Source organism: Burkholderia sp. 3C (assembly GCF_054589155.1).
In genome coordinates this window covers 53,774-66,171 of the sequence record NZ_BAAILN010000055.1, presented here as the reverse complement: position 1 = coordinate 66,171, position 12,398 = coordinate 53,774, and the positions used below count along the sequence as shown (strand labels likewise).

The 12,398-nt window shown below is 63.6% G+C and carries 9 protein-coding genes; 5 read left to right on the top strand and 4 right to left on the bottom strand.

Annotated elements, in window-relative coordinates:
- Nucleotides 1–111: 111 nt before the first annotated feature.
- Nucleotides 112–1,278 (bottom strand): acyltransferase family protein, encoded by a 1,167-nt coding sequence (locus ACYP33_RS09565; RefSeq protein ID WP_459621254.1) that lies wholly within the window; start codon nucleotides 1,276–1,278, stop codon nucleotides 112–114.
- Between the two features lie 236 nt (nucleotides 1,279–1,514).
- Between ACYP33_RS09565 and ACYP33_RS09560 the strand changes: the two genes are divergently transcribed.
- Entirely contained in the window at nucleotides 1,515–1,652 is a 138-nt protein-coding gene (locus tag ACYP33_RS09560; RefSeq protein WP_414441611.1) for a hypothetical protein, read from the top strand.
- Between the two features lie 115 nt (nucleotides 1,653–1,767).
- Nucleotides 1,768–2,655 (top strand): UTP--glucose-1-phosphate uridylyltransferase GalU, encoded by an 888-nt coding sequence (gene galU, locus ACYP33_RS09555; protein WP_414441612.1) that lies wholly within the window; start codon nucleotides 1,768–1,770, stop codon nucleotides 2,653–2,655.
- Nucleotides 2,656–2,946: 291 nt separating this feature from the next.
- Here the strand turns inward: galU and ACYP33_RS09550 are convergent, their stop codons facing one another.
- Nucleotides 2,947–4,086, bottom strand: a complete 1,140-nt coding sequence (locus tag ACYP33_RS09550) for an acyltransferase family protein (protein ID WP_414447907.1) — start codon at nucleotides 4,084–4,086, stop codon at nucleotides 2,947–2,949.
- Between the two features lie 256 nt (nucleotides 4,087–4,342).
- On the opposite strand from ACYP33_RS09550, the gene ACYP33_RS09545 reads away from it, so the two are divergent.
- A complete protein-coding gene (locus ACYP33_RS09545) occupies nucleotides 4,343–4,789 on the top strand; it encodes an HU family DNA-binding protein (protein ID WP_414441614.1) in 447 nt (148 codons plus the stop codon).
- 271 nt (nucleotides 4,790–5,060) lie between these two features.
- Here the strand turns inward: ACYP33_RS09545 and ACYP33_RS09540 are convergent, their stop codons facing one another.
- Nucleotides 5,061–6,212, bottom strand: a complete 1,152-nt coding sequence (locus ACYP33_RS09540; protein ID WP_459621251.1) for a porin — start codon at nucleotides 6,210–6,212, stop codon at nucleotides 5,061–5,063.
- 400 nt (nucleotides 6,213–6,612) lie between these two features.
- Nucleotides 6,613–7,545 (bottom strand): YihY/virulence factor BrkB family protein, encoded by a 933-nt coding sequence (locus ACYP33_RS09535; protein WP_414441971.1) that lies wholly within the window; start codon nucleotides 7,543–7,545, stop codon nucleotides 6,613–6,615.
- A 299-nt stretch (nucleotides 7,546–7,844) separates the two neighbouring features.
- On the opposite strand from ACYP33_RS09535, the gene ACYP33_RS09530 reads away from it, so the two are divergent.
- Nucleotides 7,845–8,870, top strand: a complete 1,026-nt coding sequence (locus ACYP33_RS09530) for a succinylglutamate desuccinylase/aspartoacylase family protein (RefSeq protein ID WP_414441616.1) — start codon at nucleotides 7,845–7,847, stop codon at nucleotides 8,868–8,870.
- Between the two features lie 447 nt (nucleotides 8,871–9,317).
- On the top strand, nucleotides 9,318–12,389 hold the full coding sequence (fdnG, locus tag ACYP33_RS09525; protein WP_414447904.1) for a formate dehydrogenase-N subunit alpha: 3,072 nt from the start codon (nucleotides 9,318–9,320) through the stop codon (nucleotides 12,387–12,389).
- Nucleotides 12,390–12,398: the final 9 nt, after the last annotated feature.

Sequence of the window (12,398 nt, the reverse complement as noted above, 5' to 3'; positions counted from 1 at the left end):
GGCATGCAGGAGCCGCGCAACGCGCTTTTTTACGTGCAGGCCCGTCCACGATCAATGCAAAAAAGCGGCCGGACGTTTCCGGCCGCTGCATTCCCACTCAACTCACGCGGTTCAGACCGTCGCTGCCGGCGCCGCCGTACGCGCCGGCTTGGCCGACGGCTTGAAGCTGGCCGCCCAGCGCATCGCGGGCCGTTCCACGACCTGGTAGACCACCCACGCCACCGGAATCGCGGCCGCCATGAACGCGAACGACGGCCAGATCGAGGTCTGCAACTGCGAGCGGAACAGCACCGAACCGAGGCAGACGAACAGCGGCAAATGCACGAGGTAGAGCGAATAGCTGAAATCGCCAAGCCACGCGAAGCCGCGCACGGCGAAGTTGGCCGGCGCGGGCCGCGCGATCGCCGCGTGCAGGTAGCAGGCGAAGCCGATCGACCAGAGCTGGAATGCGCCGTATTGCCCGAAATGGAACACCACGCAGCCGAGCGCGATGCCGGCCGCGCCCGCCAGATACCAGAGGCGCGACGGCGCGGTGCCGGCCGCGCGGCGCGCGCGCAGGTCGGCGATCAGCGCGCCGAGCGTCCATGACAGCCAATAGGACGTGAAGATCTGCACGTCGTGCCGCTCGAACAGCCAGGCCGACGCCAGATTGACGAGCGCCACCGCCGCCACCAGCGGCGCGATGCCGATCCGCTTGCGCAGCGCGAACCACAGCGGATACACCGCATAGAACTGCACCTCGAGCGACAGTGTCCAGAGCGCGCCGTTCGAGCCGTAGGTTTGCCCGGCAATGCCCTGCAGCGACAGCAGGTTGACCGCGAAGGCCGTCCAGCCGATCTCGCGGATCTTGTGACTGACCGGCGCGAACTGCAGGCTGATCAGGTCGAGCGCCAGCGTGATCAGCAGCGCGGCCAGCAGCACCGGATAGATGCGGGCGAAGCGCCGCGCCCAGAAGTTCGGCGTATCGAGCCGGTAGTCGGGCGACGCGGCCTGCTTGAGCGCGATGTTGCGATGGATGCAGTAGCCGCTGATCACGAAGAACACCGGCACGCCGGCCGAGCCCCACGCGAACGGAAACGTCAGATAGGCGAGCAGCGTGCCCGGATCGTGCAGCTTGGGATGGCCGTGATGGAAGGCCTGCATGCCGATCCATACAACCTGCCGGCAATGGAAATAGGCCACGAGCAACGCAGCGAAGCCGCGCAGCGCGTCGATCAGGGCGTCCTTGTTGTCGGGGGCGGCGGGGCGCGCGAGCGTCGGCGCGCTGAGAGCGTTCATGCGTCGGATTCCTCGGCCTGAGAGTGGATCGGAAGCCCGCCGTGAGCGAAGGTTCACAGCGGGCGCGCGTTCATCCTAAGGCGTGAGAAATCGAACATTGAAATAAAAAAACACCCACGAAATTGCAACAAGACGTTTCGACAGGCGGGCTATTCCGGGTTGCGAAATCGGGCCAATTATTTCTCGATTTTTTTTTGATAGTTTGGCTTCGGGTCGAATCAGACGAGGAATGCATCATGGATATGAATTGGATCGCCAGCGGCGCCGTATTACTCGTGATGGTCGTGTTGTCGGCCTATCGCGACGCACTGAAGAACGAACCGATCAGCCGTTTCGGACTCGAGGGCGACGCGCTCGTCGAGGAGTTCGACTGATCGCCGAGGTTCGCCGGGGCCGCCCTGGTGGCGCATCCCGGCGCGCCGACGCACACGCCGTATCAACGGGCCGCGCCGCCGTCGCGGCCCGCAATTTATCCGGGATTTCATCACCATGCTCAAAGTCAAAAAGGCCGTGTTTCCCGTTGCCGGACTCGGCACGCGCTTTTTACCGGCGACCAAGGCCAGTCCTAAGGAAATGTTGCCGGTCGTCGATAAACCGCTGATTCAATATGCGGTGGAGGAGGCGATTAATGCCGGTATTACCGAAATGATTTTCGTGACCGGGCGCAGCAAGCGCGCGATCGAGGATCACTTCGACAAATCGTATGAGATCGAGGCCGAACTCGAAGCGCGCGGCAAGGACAAGCTGCTCGAACTCGTGCGCGGCATCAAGCCGAGCAACGTCGATTGCTATTACGTGCGCCAGCCCGAGGCGCTCGGCCTCGGCCATGCCGTGCTGTGCGCCGAGAAGCTGGTGCACGGCGAGCCGTTCGCCGTGATCCTCGCCGACGATTTGCTGCACGGTGAACAACCCGTGCTCAAGCAGCTCGTCGACGTGTTCAACCACTATCACAGCTCGGTGATCGGCGTCGAAACCGTCGCGCGCGAGGACACCCGTTCGTACGGGATCGTCGAGGGCCGCGAGTGGGAAGAAGACGTGATCAAGCTGTCGGGCATCGTCGAGAAGCCGGCGCCTGAAGACGCGCCGTCGAACCTCGGCGTGGTCGGCCGCTATGTGTTCATGCCGAGCATCTTCGATCATCTGCGCCGGATCAAGCCGGGCGCGGGCGGCGAGCTGCAACTGACCGATGCGGTGCAGTCGCTGCTGGCCGACGAGCAGGTGCTGGCGTATCGCTACTTCGGCACGCGTTTCGATTGCGGCAGCAAGATCGGTTACCTGAAGGCGACCGTCGAGCTGGCGCTCCAGCATCCGGAAGTCAGCCGCGAATTCGAGGCCTACCTGCGCACCTGTCTGGCCGTGCTGGCCCAGGCCGCCTGACGGGCTGCACTTACTGTTTCTTCACGTCCATGTGGTGTGGTTGTTGCATTCGCCCCGGCTTCGCGCCGGGGCTTTTTTGTGGGTGCTGTTCGGGAAGGAATTGCCGGGCAGTGGGCGCAAGCCACCGATCGCAGTGACGTGAAGGACGCGGCTTGCCGACAGGGCCTGCGATGTCGCCAGCGGCGATGCGTGGTGGTACGGCATGCAGGCGGTGCGACCGGGCCGGTGCGCCCGCAATGCGCACGACATGGCGCTACCCCATCGCCCTCGCCAGTCGCTTCGCACACCGCATCATTGCCCGCGCACGGCCGTCGCCGGAAACGCGCGCTGCAGCCCGCGCTTGACCGGCTCGCGATAGCCGAGCAGCCGCCGCTCGAAATACCGCCACGACAAATGCGCGAGGCCCACCGCCACGGCGAACTGCAGCACGACCGGCAATGCGTCGTCCACCGCTGGCGGCAAATCGAGCCGCGCGTCGAGCGCCGGCCACACGCCGAAGTGCGACGGAATCAGGTTGTGGAACAGGTAGAAGCCGTAGCTGATCGTGCCGAGGTAGGCGAGCGGCGTCCACTCGAGCCCGTCGACCATCGGATGATCGGGCAGCGCTACTACGCACAGCAGCAGCGCGCCGAGTGCGGCGCCGAGGCCGACGTCGGCGAGCCCGTCGTCGATGCCCGATAGCGGCGGCGCCCATGCCGGCAGCGTGACGAGCAGCGCCACGGCGGCCGTCGCGAGCCACGGCAGCCAATGCGCGAGCGGCGCACGCATGATGCGCAGGCCGGCCAGGCCGCCGGCCCGGTTCGCGGCGATCCCGCCGATGCCGCCCAGCGCGATCAACGAGAAATTCCAAGGCGAGAACGCATAGATCAGCACCTGCGATGCGTTCGCGTCGTACAGCAGCAGATGGCCGGCCGCACCCAGCGCGACGGCCACCGCGCAACACGCCAGATGGCGCGAGGCGCGCGTCGTCAGCAGCACGACCGGCGCGGCCAGATAGAACTGCTGCTCGACGGCCAGGCTCCAGAAATGCGAGGTGCTGCCCGGCCAGCCCTGTTTCACGACGCCGATCCAGAAGTTCGACAGAAACACCGCATGCCACGCGAGGCCGAGATCGACGCCGCGCTGGTACACAGTGGCGTGCGCGATCGCGAGCGCGGCGAGCAGCAGGTAATAGACGGGGTAGATGCGCAACGCGCGCTTGGCGAGGAACAGGCTCAACGCGTAGCGGCGGGTGGACGTGCCGTGTTCGACGGCGAGCCGCGCGCGGTGCAGCTCGCCGATGATCAGGTAGCCGCTGATCAGGAAAAACAGCCACACGCCGAGCTGCCCGACATCGATCGCCTCGACGTGGGCCTTGTGAGACAGGAAAACCAGAATGACGGCGACGGCGCGCAGGCCGTCCAGACCTCTCACGGTTTTGAGGTTGCGCATGCGAATGTCCGGGCGGAAAACGTCCTCAGTATAGGGATGCAAATATCGAACATAATTCGACGCGCCCGGCTTGCGTTTTGGCGCATCTAGCGCGCGTGGCAGGGCATCGCGCCGGCACAAGACAACAAAACCTGCCGAAAACCCGCGAATTACGCATAAAAGTGCTGCACGAAGCGTCACGCCGCTTGTAGAATCCGGCCTTGGAGCATGCACATTGCGTGCTTCGTATCCAACGACCACACCAGGTAGGAGAAAAATGGCGACTTCCGCAAAAAAGGTGGCTACCAAGGCTGCCGCACCGGCGAAGAAAGTGACGGCAAAGAAGGCAGCCGCGCCGGCTAAGAAAGTAGTGGCGAAGAAGGCAGTCGCGAAGGCGCCTGCCGCTCCGACGCCGATCAAGGACAGCTTCACCAAGGCTTCGCTGGCTACGCACCTCGCCGAAAAGGCTGAAGTCGAGCTGAAGACGGTCAAGGCCGTGCTGGCCCAGCTCGAAAACGTGATTCTCGGCTCGATCCACAAGAAGGGTCTGGGCGAATTCACGCTGCCGGGCCTGCTGAAGATCTCGGCAACGGCAGTCGCAGCGAAGAAGAAGCGCTTCGGCAAGGACCCGTTCACGGGTGAAGAGCGCTGGTTCCCGGCCAAGCCGGCAAGCGTGCGCGTCAAGGCACGTGCGCTGAAGAAGCTGAAGGACGCCGCAGCGTAAGCGAAGCGTCGAGCAGGACGGGGAATTGCCGAGAGGCCCAGCTACACGGTGCCATCGACGCAGCCCAAAAAGATCCCCGCGTGCGGCAAGCGCGCGGGGATTTTTTTATGCGCGCGCGGCGCGAGCGAAGGCGGTGGACGAACGAGCGCGGCGGCGCAAAACGCGCGGGCGTAAAAAAACCAGCCGTCGGCAAAGCCTCGGGCTGGTTTGATCGCTCCGGCAACGCACGGCACCCGAAGGCGCCGCCGTATTGCCGTGAAGCGGGTATGGCTTAGAACTTGTGGCGCAGACCCAGGGCGACGATCTCTTGCGAGCTCGTGCCGGCCAGGCCGTACGAACCGATCGAAGCTTGTGCCGTTTGCGTCGTGCCGTTGGCCAGACGTTGCGTGCCGCTTGCGTGTTGGTACGCGCCGACCAGATAGATGTCGGTGCGCTTCGACAGCGAGTAGTCCGCGCCCAGCGAAGCCTGGTGGTACTTGGCTTCCGTGTCGCCGCTTGCCTTCGTGTACGAGTAGCCGAGGCCCAGCAGGATAGCCGGCGTTGCCTGGTACGTGGCGAATGCGCGGCCCGTGTTGAACTTCTCGGTCGATGCGAACGACGAGAAGCTGTCACGCTTGTATTGTGCGTTGGAGTAGCCGAGGCCGACCGTGAACGGGCCGAATGCGTATTGGCCTGCAACCTGGCCGATACCGATCGACTTCGCGTTCGTGTAGCCGCTGTTGATCGGGCCGTCGAAGATCGCGTCCGACGAACCGCCCCAGTTTTGGCCACGTGCCGTGCCGTACAGGTTCGAAGCCTGGTAGTAGCCGCCGGCGATGCCGATCGGGCCATTGTTGTAGGCCACGGCTGCCGACCACGTTTGACCCGAACCGTTCGAGCCTGCCACGCCGCCCAGGGCGTAGAAGCCTTCGAATTGCAGGCCGGCGTACACCGGCGACGTGTACTTGATGGCGTTGTTCACGCGCAGGCTGTTGTCGTTGTTGTCGACGTCGCCCGGCGTTGCGAACACGCTGCCGAAGTAGTTGTCTGCCGTCACGGCCTGGACCATGTCGACCAGCGGGTCGTATTGGCGGCCCAGCGTCACGGTGCCGAACTGGTCGCTTTGCAGGCCGACGAATGCCTGACGGCCGAACATCTTGCCGTTTTGGCCCAGCGTGCCGTTGTTGGAGTTAAAGCCGTTTTCCAACTGGAACACTGCCTTCAGGCCACCGCCCAGATCTTCCGCGCCCTTCAGGCCCCAGCGGCTGCCCTGAATGTTGCCGCTGTTCATCTGCCAGCCGTTGTTGCCCGTACCGTTATTGCCGTGCGAATACAGGATTGCCGTGTCGATCACGCCGTACAGCGTCACGCTCGATTGAGCATGGGCTGCGCCGGCAGCGCCGAGGAGTGCCAACGAGAGGGTAGACAGAGCGAGTTTTTTCATAGGTAGTTTTCTCCACGCAAAGTGATTCGTTATTTGTTGCGAAATGGAGAATAGCGCAGTGCGTATCGCGCAAGAAACCCAAAAAAATAAAGTGTCTCCAAAACGTCACAACGGTAAAAAGTCCTTTGGTATCAAGCAATTGCGAAATTATTGCAATTGCGGGAATAAAGGCGAATTGACTCGCTGAGATTGTTGTGAGAATTGGGGATCGTAGTGTCGGCGGGGCGTAAGGTGGCGGTTTCGAGGCGAAAAAGCACGATGCCAAACGTTTGCGCGCGAGGTTTCGGCGCCGTGTCGTGAGCGCATCCCGCCGATACGGCGGCGAATGCGTCGATTGATTAAGGGAAAACCCCGAGAGGTTCGAGTGGGGCGAATCCGGGGCGATTCACCCGTCACCGAATCAGGACGAGATGGGCGGTTGCGGGGGAGATGGCGGGTTCGATTGCGCCAATCGCGCCTCGGCGCGCGCGTGTTCGGCGTCGCCGCGGGCCGCCGCGAATTCGGCGCCGAGCAGCAGCACCGCCGCCGAGAAATACAACCACATCAGCAATACCGCGAGCGAGCCGGCCGCGCCGAACGCACTGGCGGTACCCGCATGCGCGAGATAAATCGCGAACAGCTTCTTGCCCGCCGAAAACAGCACGGCCGACACGACGCCGCCGGTCAGCGCATCGCGCCGTGTGACATGTGCGTCGGGCAGGAATTTCAACAGCGCGGCGAACGCGCAGGCAAGAATCGCGATGCCGACCGTGAACTGGATCACGTTGCCGATCACGACGAAACGCGTCGTGCCCCACAGCCATTTGCCGACGATCGTGATCGCCGTATCGAGCAACAGCGACACGATCAGCAGGAAGGCCACGCCCAGCACCAGACCGAACGAGATCAGCCGCACCCGCACCAACCCGAACATCGACGACCAGCGCTTTTCGCTGGTCGGCCAGACGATGCCGAGTGCCGTATTCAGCGACGAAAACGTGGCCGATGCGCCGATCGCCAGCATGGCGAACGAAATCGCGGCGGCGACCCCGCCGTTGCTGTCGCGCCGATGCGCGTTCTCGACGATGGTCTGCACGCCGGCGGCCGCCTCGTTGCCGATCAGGCTGTGAACCTGGTTGAACACTTCGCCGCGTGCGGCGTCCGCGCCGAAGAACCAGCCGGCCACGGCGATCACCATTACCAGCATCGGCGCCAGTGAAAACGCGGAATAGAACGCGATGCTCGCGGCCATCGTCGTGCAGTGGTCGTTCGAGAAGCGTTTGAACGCGTCGAGCGCCCAGTTCACGTTGGTCTTGACGAGCTTTTGCGGTGGTTGCGAGAGCAGGGGCTTCATGGGCTTGAGCGCGGGGCGCGGCGAGCGCGCCTGAAAAGTTGTTTTGCGATCGGACGCATTCTGTCCCGAAAAGTTTATTCGATCGGGGGCGAAACCGGCCGCGTCATGAGCAAAGGCCATCGAGGCGGAGCACGGGCGAAACACGGGCGGCCGGTACAAGGCAGCCGGTCGCCCATTTGGCGCGCAAACGCCGTGCCCGCGCTCGGTGCGGTAGGGCGCGGCGGCTCGCGCCCCGAAACCGTGCGAATGCCGGTAAGCTGCGGGATTGATTTCCCGCATGCCAACCGATCCTACCGATCATGACAGACGTATCCCCCCGACATCCGAACCCGATTCGCTGTGAAATCGACCTCGACGCCGATGGCAAGCATGCAGGTTATCTGCGCCTGCCGCATTCGGTGCATCGTTCCGCATACGGCTGGCTGCCGGTGCCGGTCGCGTCGATTCGCAACGGCGAGGGGCCGGTGGTGCTGGTGATGTCGGGCAATCACGGCGACGAATACGAAGGGCAGATCCTCACCTCGCGACTGATTCGCGAGTTGGAGGCCGAGCAGGTGCGCGGCCAGATCATCGTGCTGCCGATGGCCAATTACCCGGCCGCCGAGGCCGGGTTGCGCACATCGCCGCTTGACGGCGGCAACCTGAACCGCACCTTCCCCGGCGACCCCGCCGGCACACCCACGCAAATCATTGCCGACTATATCGAGCATGTGTTGCTGGCGCGTGCCGATTACCTCGTCGATCTGCATTCGGGCGGCAGCTCACTGCTGTATCACGGCGGCAACCTGATCGCGCTCGAACCGCGCGACGCCGACGAGGCGCGGCACGTGAAGGCGGTGTTGAGCGCGTTCGGCATGCCGCGCGCGTACCTCACCGCGCCGAATCCCACCTATGCATCGGCCGCCGCGCGCCGTCAGGGCGCGATCTCGATCCTGACCGAACTGGGAGGCGCCGGCATGACCGATGCCACGTTGCTGCGCCAGGGCTGGCAGGGGTTGCTCAACTTCCTCGGCTTCATCGGCGCGGTGCATGGCCCGCTGGTGCCGGACGGCCCGCCCGCCGTCACGCGCTTCATGAGCACGAGCGGCCCGAGTCATTTCGTGTTCGCCTACGAGCAGGGTGTCTACGAGCCGCTCGTCGAGCTTGGCGATGTGGTGCGCGAAGGGCAGCCCGCCGCGCGCATCCATTTCCCCGATACGCCGCTGCGCGAGCCGGTCGTGCATGTCTTCGAGGCGAACGGCGAGGTGGTGTGTCGCCGCGTGCCCGCGCAAACCCAGCGCGGCGATTGCCTGTTCCAGATTGCGGAGCCGCGCGACGCGCAGTGAGGCCGTGGGGCGTTTCGAATCGGCAGGCCGGCGCATTGTCGCCGGCCTGTTTGTTTTTGGCCGCCTTAATGGCTCGTTATGTTTTTATATATACAACGAGACCGAGTGAAATCAATCGCATTCGTCGCGAATTGAATGTCAAACGATGTGGAGAATCGTTAAATTGGCGTGGTGCGTTATGTATTTATAAATACAGCGAAGTGAATGAAATTCGCTGAAATCCTTTGTCGACAAGGGTTTGAAGGCGGCGGTGCGCATGCAGGCCGATTTCCGGGGTCATGAATTCGTGTCGATCCGACTTTCCATCGGCAACGCCATTTCCTATAAACAAAATGGCGCAATGTTGATTTTTTCGACATGCGACCGTGGAATGGACGGCGTAAAATCGTCGTGCAATTCCGTCGTCATACGAATTACGTTCCTCAATACCTCCTCGCCGAGACCACCATGCTCCACATGTCCCGGCGCCAGTTCTTGAAGGTGACCGCGTCTACGCTCGCCGGATCGAGTCTCGCCCTGCTGGGATTCTCGCCCGACGCCGCTCTCGCGGAAGTTCGCCAATACAAGCTGGCGCGCAGCGTCGAAACCCGCAACACCTGCCCGTATTGTTCGGTCGGTTGCGGCATTCTCATGTACTCGCTCGGAGACGGCGCCAAGAACGCCAAATCGAGCATCATCCACATCGAAGGCGATCCCGACCATCCGGTCAATCGCGGCACGCTGTGCCCGAAGGGCGCGAGCCTGATCGACTTCATCCACAGCCCGAGCCGGCTCACGCAGCCCGAATACCGCGCCCCCGGTTCCGACAAGTGGGAACCGATCTCGTGGGACGCGGCGCTCGACCGCATCGCGAAGCTGATGAAGGAAGATCGCGACGCGAATTTCGTCGAAACCTCGGCCGATGGCAAGAAGGTCAACCGGTGGCTGACCACCGGCATGCTGGCCGCCTCGGCCGGCAGCAACGAAGTCGGCTATCTGACGCACAAAACCATCCGCAGCATGGGGATGCTCGCATTCGACAACCAGGCACGTGTCTGACACGGCCCGACGGTGGCAGGTCTTGCCCCGACGTTTGGCCGCGGCGCGATGACGAACCATTGGGTCGACATCAAGAACGCAGACATCATCCTGGTCATGGGCGGCAATGCAGCCGAAGCCCATCCTTGCGGGTTCAAATGGGTCACGGAAGCGAAGGCGCACCGCAAGGCGCGGCTCGTGGTCGTGGATCCGCGCTTCACGCGCACGGCATCGGTGGCGGATTACTACGCGCCGATTCGTACCGGCACGGACATCGCATTCCTCGGCGGGGTGATCAACTACCTGCTGACGAACGACAAGATCCAGCACGAGTACGTCAAGAATTACACGGATTTCCCGTTCATCGTCCGTGAGGATTTCGCGTTCAACGACGGAATCTACTCGGGCTACAGCCCCGACACGCACACCTATCCCGATAAATCGACGTGGGATTACGAGCGTGGCGACGATGGCTTCGCGAAGGTCGATCCAACGCTTGCGCACCCGCGCTGCGTCTACAACCTGCTCAAGCAGCATTATTCGCGCTACACGCCCGAGATGGTCGAGCGCATCTGCGGCACGCCGAAGGACAAGTTCCTCAAGGTGTGCGAGATGCTGGCCACCACGGCGGTGCCGGGCCGCGCCGGCACGATCCTCTACGCGCTCGGCTGGACGCACCATTCGGTCGGCGCACAGATGATCCGCGCCGGCGCGATGGTGCAACTGCTGCTCGGCAACGTCGGCATACCCGGCGGCGGCGTGAACGCGTTGCGCGGGCACTCGAACATCCAGGGGCTGACCGACCTCGGCCTGATGTCGAACCTGCTGCCGGGCTACATGACTTTGCCGTCGCAGGCCGAGCAGGATTACGAGGGCTACATCGCGAAGCGCGCCTCGCAGCCGCTGCGGCCGAACCAGCTCAGCTACTGGAAGAACTACCGCGCGTTCTTCGTCAGCTTCATGAAGTCGTGGTGGGGCGATGCGGCTACCGCCGAGAACAACTTCGGCTACGACTACCTGCCGAAGCTCGACAAACCGTACGATCTGCTGCAAACCATCGAGCTGATGGCGCACGGCGAGATGAACGGCTATATCTGCCAGGGCTTCAACCCGCTGGCGGCGGCACCGTCGAAGGCGAAGACGGCGATGGCGCTCGGCAAGCTCAAATGGCTCGTGGTGATGGACCCGCTCGCCACCGAAACCTCCGAATTCTGGAAGCCGCACGACGATTTCAACGTCGTCGACCCGGCCGCCGTGAAGACGGAAGTGTTCCGGCTGCCGACCACCTGCTTCGCCGAGGAACGCGGCTCGCTGGTCAATTCCGCCCGCGTGCTGCAATGGCACTGGCAGGGCGCGGACGGCCCGGGCGAGGCGCGCAGCGACCTCGAGATCATGTCGGGCCTGTTCCTGCGCATGCGCGAGGCCTACAAGAAGGACGGCGGCAAGTTCCCCGATCCGATCGTGAACCTGACCTGGCCGTACGCAAACCCGGAAAGCCCCACGCCGGAAGAACTGGCGATGGAGTTCAACGGCCGTGCGCTGGTCGATCTGACGGACGCCAAGGATCCGACCAAGGTGCTCGTCAAGCGCGGCGAGCAACTGGCCGGCTTCGCGCAACTGAAGGACGACGGCTCGACCGCGAGCGGCTGCTGGATCTTCTGCGGCGCGTGGACGGCGGCCGGCAACCAGATGGGGCGGCGCGACAATTCGGATCCGACCGGCATCGGCCAGACGCTCGGCTGGGCCTGGGCGTGGCCGGCGAACCGGCGCATTCTGTACAACCGCGCCTCGTGCGACCCGGCCGGCAAGCCGTTCGATCCGACCCGCAAGCTGGTCGGCTGGAACGGCCGCGCCTGGGGCGGCGCCGATGTGCCCGATTTCAAGGTGGACGAACCACCTGAAAACGGCATGGGGCCGTTCATCATGAATCCGGAAGGCGTGGCGCGCTTCTTCGCCCGCGACGGCATGAACGAAGGTCCGTTCCCCGAGCACTACGAGCCGTTCGAAACGCCATTGGCCGCGAACCCGTTCCATCCCGGCAACCCGCGTGCGCTGAACAACCCGGCCGCCCGCGTGTTCCCGGACGACCGGGCCGCGCTCGGCAAGCCCGACAAGTTCCCGCACACGGCCACCACCTACCGCCTGACCGAGCACTTCCATTACTGGACGAAACACGCACGGCTGAATTCGATCGTGCAGCCGCAGCAGTTCGTCGAGATTTCGGAAGATCTCGCCAAGGAGGTGGGCGTGGTGCATGGCGACAGGGTCAAGGTGTCGTCGAATCGCGGCTACATCATCGCGGTGGCGGTCGTGACCAAGCGGATCAAACCGCTGATGGTCGACGGGCACAAGGTGCAGACGGTCGGCATTCCGCTGCACTGGGGCTTCAAGGGGCTGGCCAAGCCCGGCTATCTCGCCAATACCCTGACTCCGTCCGTGGGCGACGGCAACTCGCAGACACCGGAATTCAAGTCATTCCTGGTGAATGTCGAAAAGGCATAAAGGGGAAAC

Coding starts and splice junctions, on each gene's coding strand:
- ACYP33_RS09540 (WP_459621251.1), bottom strand. CDS start 6,212: ATGAAAAAACTCGCTCTGTCTACCCTCTCGTTGGCACTCCTCGGCGCT.
- ACYP33_RS09535 (WP_414441971.1), bottom strand. CDS start 7,545: ATGAAGCCCCTGCTCTCGCAACCACCGCAAAAGCTCGTCAAGACCAAC.
- ACYP33_RS09565 (WP_459621254.1), bottom strand. CDS start 1,278: ATGAACGCTCTCAGCGCGCCGACGCTCGCGCGCCCCGCCGCCCCCGAC.
- galU (WP_414441612.1), top strand. CDS start 1,768: ATGCTCAAAGTCAAAAAGGCCGTGTTTCCCGTTGCCGGACTCGGCACG.
- ACYP33_RS09530 (WP_414441616.1), top strand. CDS start 7,845: ATGACAGACGTATCCCCCCGACATCCGAACCCGATTCGCTGTGAAATC.
- ACYP33_RS09545 (WP_414441614.1), top strand. CDS start 4,343: ATGGCGACTTCCGCAAAAAAGGTGGCTACCAAGGCTGCCGCACCGGCG.
- ACYP33_RS09550 (WP_414447907.1), bottom strand. CDS start 4,086: ATGCGCAACCTCAAAACCGTGAGAGGTCTGGACGGCCTGCGCGCCGTC.
- ACYP33_RS09560 (WP_414441611.1), top strand. CDS start 1,515: ATGGATATGAATTGGATCGCCAGCGGCGCCGTATTACTCGTGATGGTC.